This window comes from Morganella sp. HMSC11D09, from assembly GCF_001807955.1.
GTDB lineage: Bacteria > Pseudomonadota > Gammaproteobacteria > Enterobacterales > Enterobacteriaceae > Morganella > Morganella morganii.
Genome location: NZ_KV791692.1, coordinates 201,088 through 224,267 on the forward strand (window position 1 = coordinate 201,088; position 23,180 = coordinate 224,267).

Consider the following 23,180-nt stretch of genomic DNA (forward strand, 5'->3'; position numbering starts at 1 on the left):
TCATCACCCCTTCAGCGCGGTCAGTTGATCCACGTTCAGTGTGTTGAGCGTGCGATAGATTTTACGTGCCAGCACCGCCATGATAATCACAGCGAAAATGGCGTCCGTCGCGATACCGATTTCCACCAGCTCCGGCGCTTTATACGCCAGCAGAGCCAGTGTCAGGTGCGATCCGTTTTCCATCAGGCAATAACCGAATGCCTGTTTCAGGATGTTGCGCTGTGTCACGATGCAGAGTAAGCCCAGCATAAAGTGACCCAGGGAAACCGCCAGTGCCGGTTTCAGATCCGCCACCATCGGCAGTTTCACCGGTTCGACCACAAACCAGCACAGCACCACAATCACCGCCGCAGCCAGCATCAGCCAGGCCGGGCTTATCACGCCGCCGTTGGCGGTCGGATCAGACAGTTTGCGGAAGGCATAGCCCATAATCAGCGGCACCAGCACCACTTTGGTCGCGAAGGCGGTGATCGCCCACATGCCCAGCTGCGGTGCATCCAGTGTCTGTGACAACGTGGCGAAAATCGCCACCAGCACCAGAGACTGAAGTGCATAGAACCAGCAGGAAGCCACCGGGCGCTTCGCCCCGATGACCAGCAGCGAGGTGATCATCATCAGCCCCGCCAGATTGTTCACAATAATGGAACCAGTCATACTTTCTCTCCCTTAACCGAGCCAGATGACGGCGATAACACTTGAACAGAACGACATCACAATCAGCAGGCCGATAACCCACTGCATTGCTGCCGGAACCGGAGTTCCGTTTGCCACGTCTTCGCTCGGCTCGCCCGGCACAACTTTGCCGAACCAGTAGAGCAGCCAGGCAAAGCTGGCAACAGATTCAATCAGCACCAGCACCATGATTGGCGCGAAGATCCAGAACTGTTCAGATAACGCGAAACCGGCCGCGAAAATCGGGAATTTACTGAAGAAGCCGTTAAGCGGCGGCACCCCGGCAATCGCCAGCGCAGCCACACAGAAACCGACACCCAGCAGCGGATAGCGTTTTGACAGACCACGCAGACGCGGCAGCATACGGGTCCCGCAACTGTAGCTGAGCGCACCGGCCACCAGGAAGAACAGACTCTTGGCAAACGCGTGGTTAAAGATGTACGCGATACCGCCGTCAAAGGCTTCTTTGGATCCGAAGATGGACAGCGATAACGCGAGGAAGATATACGCCAGCTGGGTAATGGTTGACCAGGCCAGCAGACGTTTCATATCTTTCTGCGGCAGATACATCATAAAACCATACACCAGCGTGATAACGGCCATCACCACGCCGACCCAGCCGATGATTTCCGGCACATGGTCAGAGGACATGATGCTGCGGGCAAAGATATAAACGCCCACTTTCACCATAGACGCGGCGTGCAGATACGCACTCACCGGTGTCGGCGCTTCCATCGCGTCCGGCAGCCAGGCCTGTAACGGCAGCTGGGCTGATTTACCCCATGCCGCAAACAGGATCCCGCCGAAGACGATCAGGCTTTGTGCCTCATTCAGCTGGTTAATCGCGCTCAGGGCAAACGTACCGGTACTGATAAACAGGGTTGCCGCCGCCATAAACAGGCCGAGGGAACCCACGTGTGTGATCAGCAGCGCTTTCATTGCGGAACGCTGGGCTTTTTCTGTCTGGTAGTAACCAATCAGCGCCCATGAACAGCCACCGGTGATTTCAAAGAACAGTAACTGTCCCAGAATCGTGGATGACAGCACCACGCCCGCCATCGCACCGATAAAGATCAGCAGGAAAGCATAATAGCGGCGGGTCGGCCCGTGTGCGTGCTCGCGGTTACCTTCAGTCAGGTAGCCGGTGGAGTACAGACAAATCAGGAAGCCGAGGAACACCACCGCAAACGCAATCAGAGTGCTCACGCCGTCAACGGTAAAGCCGAACAGCGCGATATTACCGGCCTGAACCAGTTCCAGTGTGGTGGCGGTCTTACCGCCGTCGAGATACAGCCAGCCCAGTGCCGCCGTACCGAGAGAGGCCAGCAGCGCGACTAAGGTACTCAGCCACGGGGCCATGCGCGTCGGCAGGACACTGACCAGCAACGCCCCGGCAAACGGAATCAGCAGGGTCGCCAGTGCAATATTTTCTAACATGCTTTATCGCTCCTTACAGACCGGTGAGATAGAACACGAATCCGAGCGCAGCCACGCCGAATCCTAACCAGGTCACATGATGCGTCAGCAGAAAACGACCACGGGCCAGACTGTTTTCGACCAGCGATGCCAGAACGAAAATCACCAGCAGTTTTACCAGCATCAGTCCCAGCGCCAGCAGCAGACTGCCTGCGGTCAGAACGGATGCACTGCCGAACGGGAAGAAAATCGAGAGAAACAGGACTGCCACAACCACCTGTTTCAGACCGATCCCCCACTTCACCAGCGCCAGACCGGAACCGGAGTACTCAGTCAGCGGCCCTTCCTGCAGTTCCTGCTCGGCTTCCGCGACGTCGAACGGGATTTTGCCCATTTCGATAAAGGTCGCGAAACCACAGGCCAGCATGGCCAGGAAAGTGGCGGTCGGTGATACCCAGCCCTGACTCATTACGGCACTGATGCTGCCGATATTGGTCGAACCGGCAATCAGCGCAACCACCAGCAGGCCGAGGAACAGAATCGGCTCCACCAGCACGCCGAGGGTCAGCTCACGGCTGGCACCGATACCGGCGAACGGGCTGCCGGTATCCAGACCGGACAGGGAGAAGAAAAAGCGGAACAGCGCGAAAATATATAAAATGATGATGAGGTCGCCTGCCCCGCTGAACAGTGACGTTGTGGTAACAACCGGCAGCGCCATCGCCAGCAGCAGCATGCTGCTGAGCAGCACATACGGCATCACCCGGAAAATAACCCCGGAATCACGCGGTGCCACGGACTGGCGTTTCAGCAGTTTGGTAATGTCACGGTAATCCTGCATAATGCCCGGCCCCTGACGGGAGTGCATTTTTGCGCGGATCTGACGGGAGATGCCGGTAAACAGCGGCGTCAGCAGCAGCAGGAAAATCGCCTGAACCACTGCGAAGAGCCCCGTCATCAATGTAGGTGTATCCTGAATCGACATGGTTTCTCTCCTTACGCCGCAATCACAACAAGCAGAACGACCAGCGCGGCCACGACATACAGACAGTAAAGTCTGAAATCCCCGCCCTGAAGGCACTGAATGCGTTTGGCGAAACGGTTAATCCCGCGCACCAGCGGATAAATAATGCGTTCATCCCAGAATGGCTCGACTTTTCCGGCCCCGGCTTTGGTCACGTCTAAGGCGTGAGCCAGACGGGCTGACGGATCAAGCTGTTTGCGCATGCGGTACAGCGGCGCAAACATTGAGCGCAGCGGCTGGGTAAAGCCACCGGCAGATACGGACATATCGCGTTCCCAGGCATAACCACACGCCCAGGCGTCGCCTTTGCGGCGGAAGTTCATCTGTTTGCCTTTGAAGACCAGATAGATGATGAACGGGATCAGCGGCAGTGCCAGCAGTAACAGGAATGTCATGGCCGGTGAAATCATGGCCTGAGCAGCGGAATCCGGTACCAGCATCGCGCCCTGTGCCACTGTCACATCAGTGCCTGCGGTCAGGGTCATCGCTACTTTCGCCAGAACCGGTGCAATCACACTTGCACCGACACCCAGCAGCACACACACCACGGCCAGAATCAGCATTGCGGCAGTCATTGTCCACGGCACTTCGCGGGCATGAGTGGCGGCTTCACTGCGCGGACCGCCGCAGAAGCTGACACCGTACACTTTCACGAAACACATCGCCGCCAGTGCACCGGTAATCGCCAGCATCACAATTGCAATCGGACCACTGATTTTCATGATGAATGTGCCGTCATGGCTCATTGAGAACAGTGACTGATAGGTGTACCACTCACTGACAAAGCCGTTGAGCGGCGGTAACGCGGAAATCGCCATACAACCGATTAAGAACGCGGTTGCAGTCAGCGGCATCAGTTTGGCGAGGCCGCCCATTTTTTCCATATCACGGGTGTGGATACGGTAAATCACCGCACCGGCACCGAGGAACAGAAGACCTTTAAACACCGCATGGTTGAGCAGGTGATAAATCGCGCCGAGCAGGCCAATCGTCGCCAGCACCGGCATATCATTCGCCATGCCGACCATTGCCACACCGACACCCATCAGGATAATCCCGATGTTTTCCACGGTGTGCCACGCCAGCAGACGTTTGATATCGTGCTCCGCCAGCGCATACATAACGCCGAGAACGGAAGAGACCGCGCCGAAGCCCAGTACCACGATACCCCACCAGCCCTGGGTTGCACCCAGCAGGTCGATACCGACTTTAATGATCCCGAAGATACCGATTTTCACCATCACACCGGACATCAGTGCGGAGGCGTGAGACGGTGCAGCCGGGTGAGCCTGCGGCAGCCAGCTGTGCAGCGGTAACATACCCGCTTTGGCACCGAAGCCGAAGAAACCCAGCAGGAAGACCACAGAGGCCATCGCCGGAGACAGTGAGAGCTGACGGAAGGAATCGAAATCCAGACTGCCGCTTTCGCGCCACATCAGGAAGAAAGCGATCATAATCAGCACAGAACCGGCGTGGGCAATAAAGAAGTAGAGCAGACCGGCGCGGATGGATTTGTCATCCTGATCCGCGATCACCAGGAACCAGGAGGCCAGCGACATCATTTCAAACAGAATGATGAACCAAAAGGCGTTGTCCATCACCACCAGGGCAACCATAGAGGCGATAAACAGGTTCAGGAAGAAACCCATGCTCCACGCGCCGCGTCCCAGATATTCCTGCACATAGTTCAGGGAATACAGAGCGCTGACGGTCACCAGCAGCGAAATCACCATCACCATAAAGGCGGCGAGGCTGTCGAGACGGACGACAAAATGGGCGAACGGGAAAGGACCCTGAGCGAAGAACGTCAGTGTTTCGCCGCTCATCAGCACCGGAACGGCGCTGAATAAACCGAGGATCCCGCCGGCAATCGCCGTGATCCCGGCAACATACACTGCCATTTTTTCCTGCTGTTTAAACAGCAGCGAAATAAAACCGCCGGCGGTATACAGGGCAACGGACCATAAGAGTAATTCAAGAGATGTCATTTTCTGCTCTCCTGTCCTGAGACGAAAATGTCGAACTCCGGCGGCATCGCATCGACAGACGCGGTACGACGTTTCGCACTTTCGTTTTCCAGCTGATTCTCTTCAACGAGATGGAGGGCATCGGTCGGGCACACTTTCACACACGCCGGTCCTTCTTCACTGAAATCACACAAATCGCATTTCACCGCGATATTACGGATACCGGCATTCCATGCCAGGAACGGGTTCATGGTCGGCAGACTGTCCGGCACATCCAGCAGCATCTCTTTCGGCACATACTGCTCAAAGAAATCCGGCATATCGACAGGTTTACTGCCTGACGGGGTGATAGCCCCGAACGGACAGACCAGACCGCACAGTTTACAGCCGATACACAGGCTTTCATTCAGCACGATCATGTCATTTTCGTGTGTAATGGCATTCACCGGACACACACGGGCACACGGAGCATCATCACACTGACGACAAAGCATCGGCGCGGTCAGTTCCCCGATTTTCACCACATTCAATCTCGGATGTGTTTGTAATCCCTGCTGTTTATGCGTCTCAGAACAGGCCGCCATACAGGTATTACATCCGATACAAAGATGCGGGTCGGCAATAACAAAGCGATTCATTCGCCCCACCCTCCAGAAAAATCAGACGAGTCATATAGTTTGATACCCTTGCTAAGCATTTTTCATGCCATGTGTAAAAATGGATATTTATCAGTATATTGTCGTAATTTTCAGGGGCGGATAACTGTCGGTTCGACACTAATGACGACAAAAATGTCATGCGGTCTGCTGTCATCAGTTATGATGCAGATGATTAATGAATAAATATTGAACCAAGTAACCGATCGTTTCTCTAACTCTCTTTAGCGATGAAGTGATGTACCCGATGCCAATACGTCCGTTATTAAACACACTAAGAAATGAATTTGTTGTTTCTGCTGTTCTTGCCCTGTTTCTGGGCTTTTTTCTCAACTACACCGTGTATTTTTCCCGTGCTCAGAACCAGTTATTACTGGCCGGAGACTATGGTTCCCTTTATCTGATTGCTGAAATTTTTGCCAATGTTCTGTTCAGCTTCTTCTTGTTCCGGCTCATTGCCCAAACCGGATTACTGAGTTTTAAGATTTTGAGCAGCTTTATTATTCTGGTCAGTATCGCTGTCAGTTACTACGTGATGTTTTATGACGTGATTATCGGTTATGGTATTTTAGTCTCCACGCTGGCCACGGACAGTGTTGAACTGTCACAGGAAGCGGTCGGCGGGCATTTTTATCTCTGGTTCTCACTGCTTTCCATTCCGGCTTTATTTCTGATCTGGTCGGCAAAAAAAACAAGCATACAAACGGCATCACGCCGCCGGGCACTCGCTCTGTTTACATTTATTGTTATTCCGGTTCTGATTTTCGGTTATTTAAAACTGGCGGATGCCAATCAGAAAAAAATTGAAATGAACGGCAGTATTGATGTGTCGAGTTATGGCGGAGAGCTGAGTTACTCCTATTTACCGACCAACTGGATTGTGCCGCTGGTACAGTATGCGGTGGTCAAATATGACGATACCTTTAATGAAATTGATTTATTCGACCCGGCCGATGAATTTACTTACACTCCGGCGCCGCAGAATGACGATTTATATGTGGTTTTCGTGATAGGCGAAACCGCCCGCTGGGATCATATGCAATTACTCGGTTATGAACGGGAAACAACGCCATTATTATCTGCCGATAAAAACGTTATCGCCTTTAAAGGTCAGTCCTGTGATACCTCCACCAAATTATCGCTGCGCTGCATGTTTGTGCGTGAAGGCGGCGTAAAAGATAACGAACAGCGGACAGTTACCGAAAATAATGTTTTCTCTGTGATGAAACAGAACGGCTTTTATTCCGAGCTGTTTTCCATGCAAAGTGAAGTCTGGTTCTATAACCGGCTCGACCTGGATAATTATCTGATCCGTGAGATGATCACCGCTCAGAACAGAACGCCGGGCAAAGCTATCCGTGATGAATTACTGATGGATGAAGTTGATGATATGCTCGCCCGTAAAAAACAGGGGCAGAACCTGATTATTTTACATACCAAAGGCTCACATCATCTTTATTCCAAGCGTTATCCGCCTGAATTCCGCAAATATATGCCGGAATGCACAGAGGAAGGAACCAAATGCAGCATACAGGAAGAGATCAATGCTTATGATAATTCGATCTTATACACCGATCATTTTCTGCATGATCTGACAGAAAAATTAAAAGACAAAAATGCGATTGTCTTTTATACCTCCGACCACGGGGAATCCCTGGGCGAAAATAACGGGATGCGCCTGCACGGTACGCCACGGCATATTGCCCCGCCGGAGCAGTTCCGTGTGCCGTTTATTGTCTGGATGTCAGATAACTACATAAAAAATAACCCGTCCCTGTTTGATAACCTGAAAGAAAACAGCCGGACGCGGACATTTTTCCATCATGAATTATTCGATACCATTCTCGGCTGTTCCGGTGTGACATCATCCGACGGCGGGATTAATAATAAAAATAATCTCTGCTATCGGTGATACAGTAACCTCATCCGCTGATACAGAGAGAGAATTTAAGGATGAGAAAAACAGTTACCCTGCTGGCGCTCTGCCTGCCGCTGTCCGCAGCAATGGCAGACGACAGCAGTTGTACGGACGCACAGCGTCAGCTGAACCGGGAAAATACCTATATTATCACCGGCCTGTATCTGAACGGGCCGGTCAAATCCGTTGTTACCACACGCAATAACAAACAAAAATCTTACGGCAGCAGCGAAACCACCATTACATTGTCACCGTGCGGTGCCGTGACGCAGTATGAGCAGCAGATGTACTATCTGATAAGCCCGGACGTTTACCGGAAAGAACAGTACAAAACAGATACGGATAATCCGCTTCACCTGACCGGCACAGCAGAATACAAATTTCACGGTAAACACATTAATTCACAAACAGACATCACCCGGACGATAAATGATAAAGGACAGATTGCCGGCTATACCTTACTGAATAAAAATACCGGTGACGATGAACAGGAGGATGCCGTTACTGCCCGTATCAATTGGGAAAACAGCCGGCTCCACAGTATGGATGAGGTGAAAACGGACGGAGAAAAATCAGAAAGTCTCTTTTACCGCTATGATTCACAAGGCCGCCTGTCACACGTTTCCCGTGGCTCCGGTTCCTCAGAGACCCGCTTTACTTACACTGCTCAGCCGTGGCCATCAGTCACTTTGATCTCTATTTACAGCGGCAGCGAACTGCTGAATGTACTCACCGAACGTTGTGAACAATGGGATCATCACGGTAACTGTCTGCTGCAAAAAAATTATATCGCCGATTATTACGGCTATTCTGCGGATGACAATCCGGAGCCGGTCTTACAAACCATTCAGCGTTACCGTTATGAATATTACTGAATATAAAAAAACCGCCGCTGATTCAGCGGCGGTTTTGTAATTCATCACGTAATCTTATTTCACGCGGGAAACGTATTCACCTGAACGGGTGTCAACTTTGATCACTTCACCAATCTGCACGAACAGAGGTACTTTAACCACTGCACCAGTGCTCAGGGTCGCTGGTTTACCGCCGGTACCGGCAGTATCACCTTTCAGGCCCGGATCGGTTTCCGTGATTTCCAGCTCAACAAAGTTTGGCGGGGTAACCGCGATAGGACGGCCGTCCCACAGGGTAACGATACATTCAGCCTGGTCGATCAGCCATTTGGCATTATCACCGATAGCTTTCTCATCCGCAGCCAGCTGCTCGAAAGTTTCGTTGTTCATGAAGTGCCAGAACTCACCGTCGTTGTACAGGTAAGTCAGGTTCAGATCCATGACATCAGCGCCTTCCGCAGAGTCTGTTGATTTGAAGGTTTTCTCCAGCAGTTTGTTGGAGATCAGTTTACGCAGACGCACACGGGCGAATGCCTGACCTTTACCCGGTTTAACAAACTCACTTTCAACAACCACGCAAGGTTCGCCGTCTAACATAATTTTAAGACCTTGGCGAAATTCGTTGGTACTATAAGTAGCCATGGAAATCCTCTAATTTTAAATAAATGGCATAGCCAAAAAAATGGTCGATATTGTAACCCAAAAACAACCCGCCCGAGAAGTCTGGCTGCATCAACTCACTGATTCTGTCACCAACCCAACAGAACTGCTGGCAATATTAGGTCTGGAACAGGACGAAAACTGGCGTGCCGGTACTGATGCCCGCCGGTTGTTTGCTCTGCGTGTTCCCCGTCCTTTTATCGCCAAAATGGAAAAAGGCAATCCGCGCGATCCGTTATTACTTCAGACCATGACACACAGGGCTGAATTTGACCTGACCCCGGGGTTCTCTGACGATCCGCTGGATGAACAACATAGTGTTGTTCCGGGACTACTGCATAAATATCACAACCGGGCATTGCTGTTAGTGAAAGGCGGGTGCGCGGTCAACTGCCGCTACTGTTTCCGCCGTCACTTCCCGTATGAGGACAATAAAGGCACCAGACATAACTGGCAGCAGGCGCTCGATTATATCGCTAACCATCCTGAACTCAATGAAATCATTTTCTCCGGCGGTGATCCGCTGATGGCAAAAGACCATGAACTGGACTGGCTGCTGACGCAACTGGAAGCGATTCCCCATATTCAGCGGCTGCGCATTCACAGCCGTCTGCCTGTCGTGATCCCTGAACGCATTACGCCGGGACTGACCGCGCGTTTCCGCGATTCACGGCTACAGATAATTTTAGTCACACATATCAATCACGCGAATGAAATCGACGATACATTGAAAGAAAAAATGAATCAGCTGCGTGAAAGCCGCGTTACCCTGCTCAATCAGAGCGTTCTTCTGCGTGATGTGAATGACAATGCAGAGGTGCTGGCACAGCTCAGTAATGCGCTGTTTGACGCCGGTATTCTGCCTTATTACCTGCATGTGCTGGATAAAGTACAGGGTGCGGGACATTTTCTGATCAGTGATGATGAAGCACGCCGCATCATGCATGATCTTCTGCCGCGTATTTCCGGGTATCTGGTGCCACGTCTGACCCGGGAAATCGGTGGTGAGCCGAGTAAAACACCGATCGATCTCCGTCTGCGTCAGAGCTGAGTATTACCACGTAAACACGGTCATCTGAAGAAATAGTATTTTACAGGTAACTTCAGACAGGTTAAATTGCGTACATTATGTATTATGGAGTACAAAATTATGACGGATTTTTTAACCTCAAACCAGGCCGCGTGGGATAAACAGGCGGAACAACAACAGGCGTGGTCAACACCGGTCAGCGCAGAGCTGATTGCGGCTGCCAAACAAGGAAACTGGGATGTGCATCTCACCCCGCAGCCGCTGCCGAAAGACTGGCTGGGAGATGTGAAAGGCAAACGTATTCTCTGTCTGGCCTCTGCCGGTGGTCAGCAGGCCCCGGTACTGGCTGCCGCCGGTGCGGATGTGACGGTGTTTGATTTATCAGATAAGCAACTTGAGCTCGATCGTCAGGTTGCTCAGCGCGACGGGCTGACACTGCAGGCGGTACAGGGCGATATGCGGGATCTCAGCGCATTTGCGGATGGTACTTTTGACTGCGTGTTCCATCCGATTTCCAATCTGTATATCCCGGATGTGAATCCGGTATGGCGTGAATGCCACCGCGTACTGAAAACCGGCGGCACACTATTGGCCAGTTTCTTTAATTCAGTGGTCTTTGTCGGCGATCGTGATGCGAAATACCGCGAAGAAGGCATTATAAAACCAGCATATAAAATGCCGTTTTCTGAACTGACAGCATTAACACCGGAGCAACTGGCAGAGAAGCAGGCACGGCAGGAAGCTTTTGTGTTTGGCCATTCCCTGACTGATTTGATCGGCGGACAGCTGAAAGCCGGTTTTCATCTGACAGATTTTTATGAGGACTGGCAACCGAACCCGCGTTTTGTTATCGATAATTATCTGCCGACATTTATTGCGACTGCGGCAGTGAAGATTGGCTGAGATTCCGTGCGTTTTCGTAAATACAGATACAACAAACCGTGATTACGGTGCCATGCTGATAACCGGTAAAAGCAGAAAGTCGCTGTGAATACTTTAAGACTGTGATTACGGTATCTGCACCGGTAACAGGCAAAAACAGAAAGACGCGGTAAACACATCCCTGTTATACGCTAAATCATTTCGTTCAGAGTAAGGCGGCAAGTGAAGGGGCACGGGGAGCATACACCAGTATGTGACCCGGGACACTGAGTGCGGCCAACGCGGCTATGGGCGAAAGGATGACGCGTATACGCTCAGGCGCGTCATCCATGGCCCGCATGCTTTCTGTTTTCTTTACCCGCCGCCCGCGCTTTTCACATCTGAATAAAAAAACCACCGTTTATATTGACGGTGGTTTTTTTGTATCTGACTCAGACAATTTCGCTAAATCATTCAATCTGCAGCAAGGCGGCAAAGTGAGGACATCCGGGGAGCATACACCAGTATGTGACCCGCGTGGCCGAACGAAGCCAACACCGCTGCAGGTTGAAGGATGACGCGAATTCGTTAAATTATGGGCACTTAAATACCTGACCCGTCAGCTTGCTATCCACCGGGATCAGGCTGGACACAATCGCTGACTCTGCCGGGCTGCCGAGACCATAAATCACGTTACCGCCCATTGCAGCGGCTTTGTTACGCAGGTCATTTGCCGCACCGCGCATGGAGCTGCTTTCGTTACCGACACCGGTCATCCAGTTGCTCTGTACACCGGTAACCTCACCTAATTTCTGACATTCTGCCGGTGGCTGCTCTTCGGAAAAGCGGACCTGTGATCCGGCGGAGCTCAGTTCGTTCGTGGTCGTACAGCCTGCCAGTAATAACAGTGCCAGCGCACCGGGTAACATTTTAATCCGCATAGTTTTCCTCATTCACGGTTGGAAAAAATTTATACAGCTAATTTAACCACTTTGTGGCAGCGACTTCAAAAACTAATCGCTGAAAACCACCCGCTGATCGCAATCAGCCGCAAATTATGCATAAAAAAACCGGCACCTGAGTTTCCTCAAAGTACCGGTTTGGTTTTTCCTGTGTCAGCCCGGTAATTTACTGATAGTCTTTTTTAATTTTCTGAGCGGCATCTGAACCGCGTTTCGCTTCTTTTTCGGCGATTTCGACAGACAGACCAATATACGCGCGCGGATCTAACATTGCTTTGATTTCTTCATTGCTGAAAGCAGCGGTAATGGTGTCGTTTTTCGTCAGATTTGTGTAGAAATCCTCACCATCCGCAGCGGTTTTAATCGCTTCCTCATACAGTAATGAGTGCGCTTTATCTTTACCCAGCTTTTCCGCCATTTTCATCATGACGTATTCGGTGTTGTCCAGCCCTTTGTTTCTCATGACGTTGTGCAGCATTCTCTCTTCATGAGGCACGATGGTTCTGGTGAGCTCTTCTGTTCTCAGCAGCACTTCGGTGGTCAGTTCGAGTGCTTCCTCGATCAGTCCGTCGAATAACATATAAGAGCTGCTGTCACCCTCATACGGTCTGACAGCGGAGTACATGCCGACACCCGGCAGTGAGTACAGTTTCTGGGAGTTCGCAATAATGCCTTTGGCCAGTTTCGGGTTAATTTTGTGCGGCATAGTGCTGCTGCCCACAGTACCCCTGGTAAAGCCTTCGGAAACTTCCGCGATCTCTTCCAGCGTGGTGCTGTAAACTTCCTCACCGATTTTGTGGCAGATATTCGCCATCAGCGCCAGGTTCGCCATATACTCCAGTTTATGGGTGCTCAGGTTGCGGGACGGCACTTCCATCGCATGCATGCCTGTCAGTTCAGCAACTCGTTTCTGGACTTCCAGACCGATACCCGGCATGGTGTTAAATGCCCCGACCGCACCGCCCATCATGATAGTGAATACGCGTTTTTCACACTCTTTCATGCGCTGGCTGCAATCAATAAAATCGCTGATCCACACCGCCACTTTGTAGCCGTAAGTGATAGGAATGGCATGACGGCCGTGTGTCCTGCCCGGCATCACCATGTGTTTGGTTTTTTCTGCAAGACGCGATAAATTTTCCAGGATCTCGCTTAACAGCAGCATAAATTTATTATGCACTGTCTTCATCATATACAGCTGTGAACTCTGCTGAATATTCTGGGTGGTAATACCGTAATGGATATATTTACCACTCTCTTCCGAGCAGGCATTCACTAATACTTTTAAAAATGGTACGAAGCCATGACCGATTTTCTGATAGATACGGCTCATCTCTTCGAAATCGATATTCTCAATAACCGCCTTTTCTTTAATTTCACCGGCAGCAGACCGGGGAATAAACCCCAGTTCTGCCTGTGCCTGAGCTAGCACTGATTCAAACATCAGCCAGGTATTGTATTTGGCCTCATCTGACAGCAGCGCTTTTATGCCGCGGTCATCGATGGTTTTACTTTTAGAATCATATAAAGCTCTCATCATATATCCTTTTATTTCTTCATTGCTTCATCAACAGCGTTGCGGACAAATTCAACCTTCGGTCCGTAAACAACATGGACGTGGTTTGCCGATGGAAAGAAGAATGCAGTACATCCTGATTCCGACATTAACTCTTTATCAATCTTATTCACTTCTGCGATATCGATACGCATACGGGTAATACAGTTATCAACGTTACGGATATTTTGTTTTCCGCCTAACGCCTCGATAAGAATTTCCGCGATTTCACCATAACGTTTTTCTTTAATTAACGTGTTTTTCAGATTGCTGGATTCTTCACGGCCCGGCGTTTTAATATCAAACCGGAGGATAGCCCAGCGGAAGATAAAGAACGTCACCACCGCCAGACCGGTACCGATAAGCACCAGGAATATCCAGTTAGTACGTTCGTACAGCAGGCCGAAAATCGTGAAATCGAAGATGGTTCCGCGGATATAACCAATCGCGACACCGGCGAATGACAGCAATACCGCACCAATACCCACGATGATGGCATAAATTAAATACAGCAGCGGTGCGATAAACACGAAGGTAAATTCAAGCGGTTCCGTGACGTTACCGAGCATGGCGGTCAGTACCATCGTCACCAGCATGGATTTCACTTCCGCGCGGTTCTCTTTCTTCGATGTTTTATAGATAGCTAACGCGATTGCCGGGAACAGGAACAGCGTCACCAGCATTTGCTGCTGCGCCATAAAGCGCGTCAGGCTTGGCATCATCGCCCAGTATTCGGTTCCCGGTCCCTGTTTGAACAATACTTCTGTCAGCGCCGGAACAACACCGACATAGGTTTGCCCGTCGATGACATAAGTACCGCCGGCTTCGGTAAATCTGAACAGCACGTTCCAGACGTGGTGCAGACCGAACGGAATAAACAGACGCTCACCACCCGCCGTAAAGAACGGACCGACAGGGCTGAGGAAGACAGCAGAGAGCTTCATCAGCCCCTGAACCAGCACTTCCCAGATAAACGGTAATGTCGCGCCGACCATAATCATCAGGCCGACCATGATGATGGAAACGGATTTTTTACCGGAGAAGAAAGCGAAGGCAGTCGGCAGTTCAAGGTTGTAAAACTTGTCCGTTGCCCAGGCGGCAATCAGACCGGTAATGATCCCCCCGGCGGCACTGATATTTAAGGTTTGGATCCCCAGAACCTTAATTTGCCCCACCTGTCCCATAATGGCCGGATCAGCCAGTTTGCCGGTGAGTACCAGCCAGATATTCATGGTGATAATCAGCGACAAATACCCCACCACGGAGGCGAAGACCGCGATCCCCTTATCACGCTGGCTCATCCCGTAGGCAACCCCCATGGCAAAGAGCAGCGGAATATTGTCAAAAATAACGCCCGCAATAGAGCGGATACTGACAAGCAGTGCGTTAACCGTTTCATTTCCGAGGAAAGGGAACCGGGCGATCATGTAGGTCTGCACTAATGCACCACTGATCCCCAGAATCATACCTATCGGAGCCAAAACCCCGATTGGCAGGAGCAGTGTCCGGCCAAAGCGCTGGATCGACTCTCCGAATTTTCTTTTAGCCATATTATTTTCCCTGCGACGAAGAATATTGATATTACCCGGAATACTAGCACTGCGTTTTTGAAATGAAATGATGGTACGGTTTTAAATATTATCTCAGGTCTTAAATTATGACCCGGGTCATTCTAAGGCGATAATGATTTAAAAATCAGGATGATAATAATTTTTAAGGCATTCTGTTAATGATTTTCTGAATAAACGATTATTTTAAAAAAAGCAGGAATTATTGAACAAAAAGCATTCAATTCAACTTAAGCTAAATAATGAGTTCATTTATTTACAGCAAACTTTCCAGCTCATTAATTAATAAATCCACCAGGATAAAAAATCCTGTTCTGGACTTTGAGTCATCCCGTTTGGTGTCATAACTGTCAGAGAAGCAAAAGAGTGTGTTATTTGCGTATGTGGTCAGTTCATTCGTGTGGAAGGCGGTCATACTGATGATATGGGCATCTTTCAGCTGAACGATTTTTGCGGTTTCAATGATCTTTTTGGTTCCGCCGGAGAGGGAGATAAAAATCACAGTGTCATCTTTGCTGACAAGGCGGGTAAAGGAGTCAGAAAGGTTATAATCATTAATAAAAAAGCAGTGCAGTCCCAGCGAAAATAATAAATGCTCCAGATAGTAACCGACTGCCTTGCTGGTTCCCCGTGCCACCAGAAAGATATTCCGTGAACCGCGCAATGTTTTTGCACAATCGCGGATCTGATCTTCATTAATCAGTGTGAAGGTCTTATGAATATTATTCTCGAGCTGTTTTTTATAGGATGCAGGTGCTTTTTTCTCTGCTTTATTTTGTGAGAGGATATGATTGTTAATCTGAAATTTAAGTTCTTTAAACCCGCTGAAACCTAATTTCTGGGATAAATTGATAATCACCGTTTTGGACACAAACGTTTTGGCGACTAATTCATTAATATTTAACCAGGGGATATCGGCAATATTTTCCGTAAGATATTTTAATACTTTCTTCTCACTGACGGTTAAGTTGTCGTAATTCTTCAGAAAATCCAGCATATCCGGCACTCCCCCATTTCAGCAGCGGTATCTCTCAATAATACCTCATAATGATGATAAACAGTGGGATATTATAAAATACAAACCGGACACACAAAAAAAAGCCCGTAACCAATCAGGTTACGGGCTTTTTCAGCAAACAATTGCAGTCAGACTACATGATTACATCATGCCGCCCATACCGCCCATGCCGCCCATACCACCGGCTGCACCTAAATCCATTTTGTCGTCTTTAGGCAGTTCAGTGATCATCGCTTCAGTGGTGATCATCAGACCCGCGATAGAACCGGCGAACTGCAGAGCAGAACGGGTTACTTTAGTCGGATCCAGGATACCCATTGCGATCATGTCGCCGTATTCTTCGGTGGCTGCGTTGTAACCATAGTTACCTTTACCGCCTTTCACGGTGTTAACAACAACAGATGGTTCTTCACCTGCGTTTTCAACGATCTGACGCATAGGTGCTTCCATTGCGCGCAGCGCAACACGGATACCCACGTTCTGATCTTCGTTATCACCGGTCAGGGCAGTCAGAGCAGCCGCAACGCGGACTAATGCAGTACCGCCGCCGGCAACCACACCTTCTTCAACGGCTGCGCGGGTTGCGTGCAGAGCATCGTCAACACGGGCGCGTTTTTCTTTCATTTCAACTTCAGTTGCCGCACCGACTTTGATAACAGCAACACCGCCTGCCAGTTTCGCTACGCGCTCCTGCAGTTTTTCACGGTCGTAATCTGAGGTTGAATCTTCGATCTGCTGACGGATCTGACCAACGCGTGCTGCGATAGTCTCTTCGTCACCCACACCATCAATGATAGTAGTGGTATCTTTGTTGATAACGATACGTTTTGCCTGACCCAGGTCTTCCAGAGTTGCTTTTTCCAGCTCCATACCGATCTCTTCAGAGATAACAGTACCGTTGGTCAGGGTTGCGATATCCTGCAGCATCGCTTTACGACGGTCGCCGAAGCCCGGTGCTTTCACCGCAGCCACTTTCACGATACCGCGCATGGTGTTAACCACCAGTGTTGCCAGTGCTTCACCTTCAACATCTTCTGCGATGATCATCAGCGGTTTGCTTGCTTTGGCAACGCCTTCCAGAACCGGCAGCAGTTCACGGATGTTGGAGATTTTTTTGTCGACCAGCAGGATGTACGGGTTTTCTAACTCAACAGAACCGGTTTCCGGTTTGTTGATGAAATACGGGGAGAGGTAACCGCGGTCGAACTGCATACCTTCAACAACATCCAGTTCGTCTTCCAGGCCGGTGCCTTCTTCGACAGTGATAACGCCTTCTTTACCGACTTTATCCATTGCTTCCGCAATCAGTTTACCGACAGTTTCATCGGAGTTTGCAGAGATAGTACCTACCTGCGCGATTGCAGTGGTATCAGAGCATGGTGCAGACAGTTTTTTCAGTTCTTCAACGGCTGCAACAACGGCTTTATCGATACCGCGTTTCAGATCCATCGGGTTCATGCCCGCAGCAACGGCTTTCAGGCCTTCAGTGATGATAGACTGAGCCAGTACGGTTGCAGTGGTGGTACCGTCGCCCGCAGCGTCGTTCGCTTTGGAGGCAACTTCTTTCACCATCTGTGCACCCATGTTTTCGAACTTGTCGTCCAGCTCGATTTCACGCGCAACAGACACACCATCTTTAGTGATAACCGGTGCGCCGAATGATTTGTCTAACACAACGTTACGGCCTTTCGGACCTAAAGTGACTTTTACTGCGTCTGCCAGAACATTGACACCACGGAGCATTTTAACACGGGCGTCGTTACCGAATTTTACGTCTTTAGCTGCCATTATTTCTATTCCTTCGAATGCTTTTATGGTTTAAGAAGATCTGAGTACAACCAGTACGGTGTAATTATGCTTCGACAATCGCCAGGATGTCGCTTTCAGACATAATCAGCACTTCTTCATTATCAATTTTTTCAGCTTTTACGCCGTAACCATCATTGAAAATCACGATATCACCGACTTTAACGTCGAGTGGTTTCATTTCGCCGTTTTCCAGGATGCGACCGTTACCTACTGCCAGCACTTCACCACGGGTCGATTTACCTGCCGCTGTACCGGTCAGGACGATCCCGCCCGCTGATTTCGCTTCAACTTCTTTACGCTTAACAATAACACGGTCGTGCAAAGGACGAATTTTCATTGATAGATCTCCTGTAAAAAAATCCGTATCAAATAACGTGGATTAAAGGTTCAGGCCGGATACTAATACCATTGCCATGTTTGAGCAGATGGGGTCAGTTCCGGACAAGTTCAAGGGGGCAGAGACGAAAAAAATACGAAATTTCACGGTCTCTGTCCAAACTGTTCAGATATCAGGGTTTATCCTGCGGATTATCATCGTTGTGTGACGCCGGTGACTGGTTGAGCCGCTGAGATGGAGTGTCACCCCGGCGCTCAAATTCCCCTTCGTACACATTCCCCCGGTTTGCCGCGTTACCGGCGAACGGGTTCGTCCGCGGCTGATACACGCGGATAAACGGCAGCACACGGGACACCAGCAGTTTCTGTACCGGCGGCAGCAGCAACAGCAGCCCTAAGAAATCGGTGAAAAAGCCCGGCAGGACCAGCAGGATACCGGCCAGCACCAGAGAGACGCTTTTGATCATCTCTGCCGCAGGGCTCTCACCCGCCTGAATTTTCTGCTGAATCAGACTCAGATTACGCATTCCCTGATTGCGCACCAGAGATACGCCGAGACAGGATGTCAGTACCACCAGCACCAGTGTCATAAACACACCGATGGCGGATGCCACGTGAACAAAAATGACCGCCTCAATATAGATCAGCAGACAAATGAGGATAAGGGGTAACCAACGCATAACGTCTTCCTTATGTGGTGCACTGTGATGTAAAAAACCGCCCCTTTGTCAGCCTTTGTGAACTACTTCTAAGAGACGCGCTGTAAATTCGATTTTTAGTCATGGATGTTCATAATGATGGGGTCATTTCAGACGTTTTCAAGCGCGGCATGTGCCGGAATCGCACATGATATTTGTGATTTATCGCACATAAGAGTGATAATAGTGCAAACATTTCAGTTAATAAGTGATCTGGCTAAAAGGATTCAACGCAAATACAGAATATCATCACTGAGAATGCAATAAACTAAGTGATACTCTCTATTAATATCGGACAAAATAATATAATTGCTGTCTTTACTATTAAGTAAGACAACCATTCAATCAAAGAAGGTTCTCATGTCAAATAATTTTCGTATCGAAGAAGACCTGCTGGGTAAACGCGAAGTACCGGACGATGTGTATTATGGTGTCCATACACTGCGGGCTATCGAAAATTTCTATATCAGCGACCGTACAATCAATGATGTCCCGGAATTTATCCGTGGCATGGTGATGGTGAAAAAAGCCGCTGCCATGGCGAATAAAGAACTGCACACTATTCCGCGTGCGATTGCGGATACCATCATCAAAGCCTGCGATGAAGTCCTGATCCACGGTAAATGTATGGATCAGTTCCCTGTGGATGTTTTCCAGGGTGGTGCCGGTACTTCACTGAATATGAACACAAACGAAGTACTGGCAAATATCGGCCTGGAACTGATGGGCCATAAAAAAGGGGAATATGAGTTCCTCAACCCGAATGATCACCTGAACAAAGCCCAGTCCACCAACGATGCTTACCCGACCGGCTTCCGTATCGCCGTCTATAATTCAATTACCCAGCTGATTAAATCCGTTGAGTATCTGAAAGGCGTATTTGATACCAAAGCAAATGAATTCAAAGATATCCTGAAAATGGGTCGCACCCAGTTACAGGATGCGGTTCCGATGACATTAGGCCAGGAATTTCACGCCTTTGCCATCCTGATGAAAGAAGAAGTCAAAAACCTGCACCACTCTGCACAACTGGTGCTGGAAGTGAACCTGGGTGCCACCGCGATTGGTACCGGGCTGAACACCGCACCGGGCTATCAGAAACTGGCGGTGGAAAAACTGGCGGAAGTGACCGGCCTGCCGTGTGTACCGGCAGAAGACCTGATCGAAGCAACGTCTGACTGCGGTGCTTACGTGATGCTGCACAGTGCGCTGAAACGCCTGGCCATGAAGCTCTCCAAAATCTGTAATGACCTGCGTCTGCTCTCCTCCGGTCCGCGTGCGGGTCTCAAAGAGATCAATCTGCCGGAAATGCAGGCGGGTTCTTCTATCATGCCGGCAAAAGTGAACCCGGTGATTCCGGAAGTGGTAAACCAGGCGTGTTTCAAAGTCATCGGTAACGACGTCTGCGTCACCATGGCTGCCGAAGCAGGTCAGTTACAGCTGAACGTGATGGAACCGGCTATCGGCCAGGCGATGTTTGAATCTATTTCTCTGCTGAGCAACGCCTGCCGCAACCTGGGTGAGAAATGCGTTTCCGGTATTACCGCCAACAAAGAAATTTGTGAAGCGTATGTGTTCAACTCTATCGGTATCGTGACTTACCTGAACCCGTTCATCGGTCACCATAACGGGGATATCGTCGGTAAGATTTGTGCGGAAACCGGCAAGAGTGTGCGCGAAGTGGTTCTGGAGCGCGGTCTTCTGACAGAAGCTGAGCTGGATGATATTTTCTCAATTGAGAACTTAAAGAATCCGGCCTATAAAGCAAAACGCTTTGATGACTAATATAATAATAAGAAATACATAGAACACAAAAGCACGTCATCGCAAGGTAACGTGCTTTTTTATTACCCTACTACAAAAATTTAACATTTTTCTACGGGATTTTACAGGAGCACTTATGCTAGCCATCGAATTTATTATCGTACTGCTGGCCATTTATCTCGGGGCGCGCCTCGGAGGGATAGGTATCGGTTTTGCCGGCGGACTGGGGGTTCTTGCCCTCGCCGCCATCGGCGTGAAACCGGGCAGCATCCCGTTCGACGTTATCTCCATTATAATGGCTGTTATCGCTGCAATCTCTGCCATGCAGGTCGCGGGCGGGCTGGATTATCTGGTTCAGCAGACTGAAAAACTGCTGCGCCGCAATCCGCGCTATATCACCATCCTCGCCCCGATCGTCACCTATTTTCTGACACTGTTTGCCGGAACCGGTAATATTTCACTGGCAACCCTGCCGGTGATCACCGAAGTTGCCAAAGAACAGGGGATTAAACCTTCCCGTCCGCTTTCCACCGCCGTTGTGGCCGCGCAGATAGGGATCACCGCATCACCGATTTCAGCGGCGGTGGTGTATATGTCATCGGTCATGGAGCCGATGGGCGTCAGTTACCTGCATCTGCTGATGATCCTGCTGCCATCCACCTTTGTCGCGATCATCCTGATGTCCTTTATTGTGTCCTGGCTGTTTGATGACAAACTCGCCAATGACCCGGTCTTTAAGAAACGTCTTGCTGAAGGCGTGGTGGAACTGAACCGCAGTGAAAAAGCTGCCATCAAACCAGCTGCCAAACTGTCTGTTCTCCTGTTCCTGCTCGGTGTCCTGTCCGTTGTGGTCTTTGCGGTTGTCAACAGTAAGAGTGTCGGGCTGTTGTCTGAACCGATTATGTCCACCACCAACGCCATTCTGATTATCATGCTCAGTGTCGCGACACTTATTACCCTGATATGCAAGGTAGAGACGGATATCATCCTGAACTCCAGTACCTTTAAAGCCGGGATGAGCGCCTGTATCTGTATCCTGGGTGTGGCGTGGCTGGGCGATACCTTCGTTCAGGCAAATCTGGAGTGGATCAAACTGACTGCCGGTGATTTAATCACGCAGCATCCGTGGCTGCTGGCGGTTATTTTCTTCTTCTGTTCTGCCCTGCTCTATTCACAGGCCGCCACCGCCAAAGCGCTGATGCCGATGGCACTGGCGCTGGGTGTTACACCACTGACTGCCATTGCCTCTTTCTCTGCGGTTTCCGGTCTGTTTATCCTGCCGACCTACCCGACCCTGGTCGCGGCGGTTCAGATGGATGACACCGGTACCACCCGTATCGGCAAACTGGTCTTCAACCACCCGTTCTTTATCCCGGGCACCATTGGTGTCGCACTGTCGGTCTGCTTCGGCTTCCTGATCGGCAGTGTCGTTCTGTAATTCCCTGCACTGATAAATCCGCCCTCTGGGGCGGATTTTATTTACCTGCGTCTCTCGCCTTTCATCAGCACTCACGTTATTCTGGATCATATGCCTTTATCAGGGAGAACCTGCTGTGCAACGTGAAGACGTCCTCAATCAGGCACTGAGTCTGCTGGAAAACCACGGCCTTCTGATGTCTGAAGCCACCCTCAACGATAACCTGGACATTGATCCCGAACGCCTGCGGATTTTCTGGCCGACCCGTAATGACCTGCTCTACGACTGCCTGCGTTACCACGGTAATCAGATTGATATCTGGCAGCGCCGCATTCTGCTGGATGAGTCGCTGTCCTGTGAAGATAAACTGCTTGCCCGTTACACGGCACTGGCGGAACGTGTCCGCGAAAACCGTTTTCCGGGATGTCTGTTTATTGCGGCCAGCAGCGCCTTTCCTGATGCGGATCACCCTATCCATCAGTTATCCCGCCAGCAGAAACAAAGTGCCTTTGCATTTACCACAGAGCTGCTCAGAGAGCTGGATATTGATGATTGCGATATGGTGGCCCGTCAGCTGGAACTGATTCTGGAAGGATGCCTGAGCAAACTGCTGATATCCCGCAGTACCGATGATATCGCCACCGCCCGGCGGCTGGCAGAAGATGTGCTGACTATCGCCCGTTGCCGTAAAAACGGCGCACTCAGCTGATTTATTCACCACATGCATAAATTGCGTCCGCATTCTGCATAAAAAGAGCACACTCACACTTTTTTTATGGTTTTTTGACAGAAAGGCATTGACGCAAACTACGGAATACGGTTTAATGCGCCCCGTTGCCCGGATAGCTCAGTCGGTAGAGCAGGGGATTGAAAATCCCCGTGTCCTTGGTTCGATTCCGAGTCCGGGCACCAAATTCATGTCAACGGACCTCTACGGAGGTCCGTTTTCCTTTATAAAGCCCGCTAGATATCTACTTCTCCGTAGTTCTTCATTC

21 protein-coding genes and 1 tRNA gene are annotated in these 23,180 nt (G+C 50.1%); 9 read left to right on the top strand and 13 right to left on the bottom strand.

Going from position 1 to position 23,180, the window contains the following annotated elements; genetic code table 11:
• Positions 1 to 3: 3 nt before the first annotated feature.
• Genes hyfE through HMPREF3119_RS10960 form a run of 5 tightly spaced genes read right to left on the bottom strand, consistent with a single transcriptional unit; the run spans position 4 to position 5,717 of the window.
• Positions 4 to 654, bottom strand: coding sequence for a hydrogenase 4 membrane subunit (hyfE, locus tag HMPREF3119_RS10940; protein WP_004235001.1), 651 nt, complete (start codon positions 652 to 654; stop codon positions 4 to 6).
• Positions 655 to 666: 12 nt separating this feature from the next.
• Complete coding sequence (locus HMPREF3119_RS10945) at positions 667 to 2,109, bottom strand: hydrogenase 4 subunit D (protein ID WP_004235000.1); 1,443 nt, start codon at positions 2,107 to 2,109, stop codon at positions 667 to 669.
• Positions 2,110 to 2,122: 13 nt separating this feature from the next.
• Positions 2,123 to 3,073: a respiratory chain complex I subunit 1 family protein gene (locus tag HMPREF3119_RS10950; RefSeq protein WP_070579698.1), complete on the bottom strand. Its 951-nt coding sequence runs from the start codon at positions 3,071 to 3,073 to the stop codon at positions 2,123 to 2,125.
• An 11-nt stretch (positions 3,074 to 3,084) separates the two neighbouring features.
• The gene (hyfB, locus tag HMPREF3119_RS10955) at positions 3,085 to 5,100 is read right to left on the bottom strand and encodes a hydrogenase 4 subunit B (RefSeq protein WP_004234996.1); all 2,016 of its coding nucleotides are present in this window, start codon (positions 5,098 to 5,100) and stop codon (positions 3,085 to 3,087) included.
• The gene (locus HMPREF3119_RS10960; protein WP_004234994.1) at positions 5,097 to 5,717 is read right to left on the bottom strand and encodes a 4Fe-4S dicluster domain-containing protein; all 621 of its coding nucleotides are present in this window, start codon (positions 5,715 to 5,717) and stop codon (positions 5,097 to 5,099) included. The genes hyfB and HMPREF3119_RS10960 overlap by 4 nt, the downstream gene beginning before the upstream one ends.
• A 256-nt stretch (positions 5,718 to 5,973) precedes the next feature.
• Between HMPREF3119_RS10960 and eptB the strand changes: the two genes are divergently transcribed.
• Together eptB and HMPREF3119_RS10970 are read left to right on the top strand one after the other, a co-directional pair.
• The gene (gene eptB, locus HMPREF3119_RS10965) at positions 5,974 to 7,647 is read left to right on the top strand and encodes a kdo(2)-lipid A phosphoethanolamine 7''-transferase (protein WP_004240595.1); all 1,674 of its coding nucleotides are present in this window, start codon (positions 5,974 to 5,976) and stop codon (positions 7,645 to 7,647) included.
• Between the two features lie 41 nt (positions 7,648 to 7,688).
• Complete coding sequence (locus HMPREF3119_RS10970) at positions 7,689 to 8,528, top strand: hypothetical protein (RefSeq protein ID WP_070579700.1); 840 nt, start codon at positions 7,689 to 7,691, stop codon at positions 8,526 to 8,528.
• A 54-nt stretch (positions 8,529 to 8,582) separates the two neighbouring features.
• On the opposite strand, the gene efp is transcribed toward HMPREF3119_RS10970, so the two are convergent.
• Positions 8,583 to 9,149: an elongation factor P gene (gene efp, locus HMPREF3119_RS10975; RefSeq protein ID WP_004234989.1), complete on the bottom strand. Its 567-nt coding sequence runs from the start codon at positions 9,147 to 9,149 to the stop codon at positions 8,583 to 8,585.
• Positions 9,150 to 9,189: 40 nt separating this feature from the next.
• On the opposite strand from efp, the gene epmB reads away from it, so the two are divergent.
• The 3 genes from epmB to HMPREF3119_RS10990 all read left to right on the top strand — a co-directional run bounded on the left by epmB (position 9,190) and on the right by HMPREF3119_RS10990 (position 11,636).
• The gene (gene epmB / locus HMPREF3119_RS10980; protein ID WP_004240597.1) at positions 9,190 to 10,218 is read left to right on the top strand and encodes an EF-P beta-lysylation protein EpmB; all 1,029 of its coding nucleotides are present in this window, start codon (positions 9,190 to 9,192) and stop codon (positions 10,216 to 10,218) included.
• Positions 10,219 to 10,317: 99 nt separating this feature from the next.
• Positions 10,318 to 11,100, top strand: coding sequence for a class I SAM-dependent methyltransferase (locus HMPREF3119_RS10985; protein ID WP_070579713.1), 783 nt, complete (start codon positions 10,318 to 10,320; stop codon positions 11,098 to 11,100).
• Between the two features lie 308 nt (positions 11,101 to 11,408).
• Positions 11,409 to 11,636 (top strand): hypothetical protein, encoded by a 228-nt coding sequence (locus HMPREF3119_RS10990; RefSeq protein WP_004234983.1) that lies wholly within the window; start codon positions 11,409 to 11,411, stop codon positions 11,634 to 11,636.
• Positions 11,637 to 11,651: 15 nt separating this feature from the next.
• Here HMPREF3119_RS10990 and HMPREF3119_RS10995 read toward each other — a convergent pair whose 3' ends face one another.
• The 7 genes from HMPREF3119_RS10995 to HMPREF3119_RS11025 all read right to left on the bottom strand — a co-directional run bounded on the left by HMPREF3119_RS10995 (position 11,652) and on the right by HMPREF3119_RS11025 (position 18,986).
• Positions 11,652 to 11,999: a DUF4156 domain-containing protein gene (locus HMPREF3119_RS10995; protein ID WP_004234982.1), complete on the bottom strand. Its 348-nt coding sequence runs from the start codon at positions 11,997 to 11,999 to the stop codon at positions 11,652 to 11,654.
• Positions 12,000 to 12,186: 187 nt separating this feature from the next.
• Positions 12,187 to 13,557 carry a class-II fumarase/aspartase family protein gene (locus HMPREF3119_RS11000; RefSeq protein WP_004240599.1) on the bottom strand — a complete coding sequence of 457 codons (1,371 nt, stop codon included), beginning with the start codon at positions 13,555 to 13,557 and terminating at the stop codon, positions 12,187 to 12,189.
• Positions 13,558 to 13,568: 11 nt separating this feature from the next.
• A complete protein-coding gene (locus HMPREF3119_RS11005; protein ID WP_004234974.1) occupies positions 13,569 to 15,125 on the bottom strand; it encodes a PTS transporter subunit EIIC in 1,557 nt (518 codons plus the stop codon).
• A gap of 274 nt (positions 15,126 to 15,399) precedes the next feature.
• Positions 15,400 to 16,140, bottom strand: a complete 741-nt coding sequence (locus tag HMPREF3119_RS11010; protein WP_004234972.1) for a MurR/RpiR family transcriptional regulator — start codon at positions 16,138 to 16,140, stop codon at positions 15,400 to 15,402.
• 162 nt (positions 16,141 to 16,302) lie between these two features.
• The gene (gene groL / locus HMPREF3119_RS11015) at positions 16,303 to 17,949 is read right to left on the bottom strand and encodes a chaperonin GroEL (RefSeq protein WP_004234968.1); all 1,647 of its coding nucleotides are present in this window, start codon (positions 17,947 to 17,949) and stop codon (positions 16,303 to 16,305) included.
• A 64-nt stretch (positions 17,950 to 18,013) separates the two neighbouring features.
• Entirely contained in the window at positions 18,014 to 18,307 is a 294-nt protein-coding gene (locus HMPREF3119_RS11020; RefSeq protein WP_004240601.1) for a co-chaperone GroES, read from the bottom strand.
• Positions 18,308 to 18,479: 172 nt separating this feature from the next.
• Complete coding sequence (locus HMPREF3119_RS11025) at positions 18,480 to 18,986, bottom strand: FxsA family protein (protein ID WP_004234964.1); 507 nt, start codon at positions 18,984 to 18,986, stop codon at positions 18,480 to 18,482.
• A gap of 378 nt (positions 18,987 to 19,364) precedes the next feature.
• Between HMPREF3119_RS11025 and aspA the strand changes: the two genes are divergently transcribed.
• From aspA to HMPREF3119_RS11045, 4 genes are all read left to right on the top strand, one after another.
• Positions 19,365 to 20,789 carry an aspartate ammonia-lyase gene (aspA, locus tag HMPREF3119_RS11030; RefSeq protein WP_004234963.1) on the top strand — a complete coding sequence of 475 codons (1,425 nt, stop codon included), beginning with the start codon at positions 19,365 to 19,367 and terminating at the stop codon, positions 20,787 to 20,789.
• A 115-nt stretch (positions 20,790 to 20,904) separates the two neighbouring features.
• Positions 20,905 to 22,206 carry an anaerobic C4-dicarboxylate transporter gene (locus HMPREF3119_RS11035; protein WP_004234961.1) on the top strand — a complete coding sequence of 434 codons (1,302 nt, stop codon included), beginning with the start codon at positions 20,905 to 20,907 and terminating at the stop codon, positions 22,204 to 22,206.
• Positions 22,207 to 22,321: 115 nt separating this feature from the next.
• The gene (locus tag HMPREF3119_RS11040) at positions 22,322 to 22,894 is read left to right on the top strand and encodes a division control transcriptional repressor DicD (RefSeq protein ID WP_004240606.1); all 573 of its coding nucleotides are present in this window, start codon (positions 22,322 to 22,324) and stop codon (positions 22,892 to 22,894) included.
• A gap of 127 nt (positions 22,895 to 23,021) precedes the next feature.
• Positions 23,022 to 23,097 (top strand) — tRNA-Phe (locus tag HMPREF3119_RS11045).
• Positions 23,098 to 23,180 lie beyond the last annotated feature (83 nt).

Bases quoted from the DNA above. Each gene is read 5' to 3' on its own strand.
- hyfE (WP_004235001.1), bottom strand. From the start codon at position 654: ATGACTGGTTCCATTATTGTGAACAATCTGGCGGGGCTGATGATGATC.
- HMPREF3119_RS10960 (WP_004234994.1), bottom strand. From the start codon at position 5,717: ATGAATCGCTTTGTTATTGCCGACCCGCATCTTTGTATCGGATGTAAT.
- HMPREF3119_RS10990 (WP_004234983.1), top strand. From the start codon at position 11,409: ATGGCCCGCATGCTTTCTGTTTTCTTTACCCGCCGCCCGCGCTTTTCA.
- HMPREF3119_RS11020 (WP_004240601.1), bottom strand. From the start codon at position 18,307: ATGAAAATTCGTCCTTTGCACGACCGTGTTATTGTTAAGCGTAAAGAA.
- epmB (WP_004240597.1), top strand. From the start codon at position 9,190: ATGGTCGATATTGTAACCCAAAAACAACCCGCCCGAGAAGTCTGGCTG.
- efp (WP_004234989.1), bottom strand. From the start codon at position 9,149: ATGGCTACTTATAGTACCAACGAATTTCGCCAAGGTCTTAAAATTATG.
- HMPREF3119_RS11025 (WP_004234964.1), bottom strand. From the start codon at position 18,986: ATGCGTTGGTTACCCCTTATCCTCATTTGTCTGCTGATCTATATTGAG.
- HMPREF3119_RS11005 (WP_004234974.1), bottom strand. From the start codon at position 15,125: ATGGCTAAAAGAAAATTCGGAGAGTCGATCCAGCGCTTTGGCCGGACA.
- HMPREF3119_RS10985 (WP_070579713.1), top strand. From the start codon at position 10,318: ATGACGGATTTTTTAACCTCAAACCAGGCCGCGTGGGATAAACAGGCG.
- HMPREF3119_RS10950 (WP_070579698.1), bottom strand. From the start codon at position 3,073: ATGTCGATTCAGGATACACCTACATTGATGACGGGGCTCTTCGCAGTG.
- hyfB (WP_004234996.1), bottom strand. From the start codon at position 5,100: ATGACATCTCTTGAATTACTCTTATGGTCCGTTGCCCTGTATACCGCC.
- HMPREF3119_RS11035 (WP_004234961.1), top strand. From the start codon at position 20,905: ATGCTAGCCATCGAATTTATTATCGTACTGCTGGCCATTTATCTCGGG.
- HMPREF3119_RS11010 (WP_004234972.1), bottom strand. From the start codon at position 16,140: ATGCTGGATTTTCTGAAGAATTACGACAACTTAACCGTCAGTGAGAAG.
- HMPREF3119_RS10970 (WP_070579700.1), top strand. From the start codon at position 7,689: ATGAGAAAAACAGTTACCCTGCTGGCGCTCTGCCTGCCGCTGTCCGCA.
- HMPREF3119_RS10945 (WP_004235000.1), bottom strand. From the start codon at position 2,109: ATGTTAGAAAATATTGCACTGGCGACCCTGCTGATTCCGTTTGCCGGG.
- eptB (WP_004240595.1), top strand. From the start codon at position 5,974: ATGTACCCGATGCCAATACGTCCGTTATTAAACACACTAAGAAATGAA.
- aspA (WP_004234963.1), top strand. From the start codon at position 19,365: ATGTCAAATAATTTTCGTATCGAAGAAGACCTGCTGGGTAAACGCGAA.
- HMPREF3119_RS10995 (WP_004234982.1), bottom strand. From the start codon at position 11,999: ATGCGGATTAAAATGTTACCCGGTGCGCTGGCACTGTTATTACTGGCA.
- groL (WP_004234968.1), bottom strand. From the start codon at position 17,949: ATGGCAGCTAAAGACGTAAAATTCGGTAACGACGCCCGTGTTAAAATG.
- HMPREF3119_RS11000 (WP_004240599.1), bottom strand. From the start codon at position 13,557: ATGAGAGCTTTATATGATTCTAAAAGTAAAACCATCGATGACCGCGGC.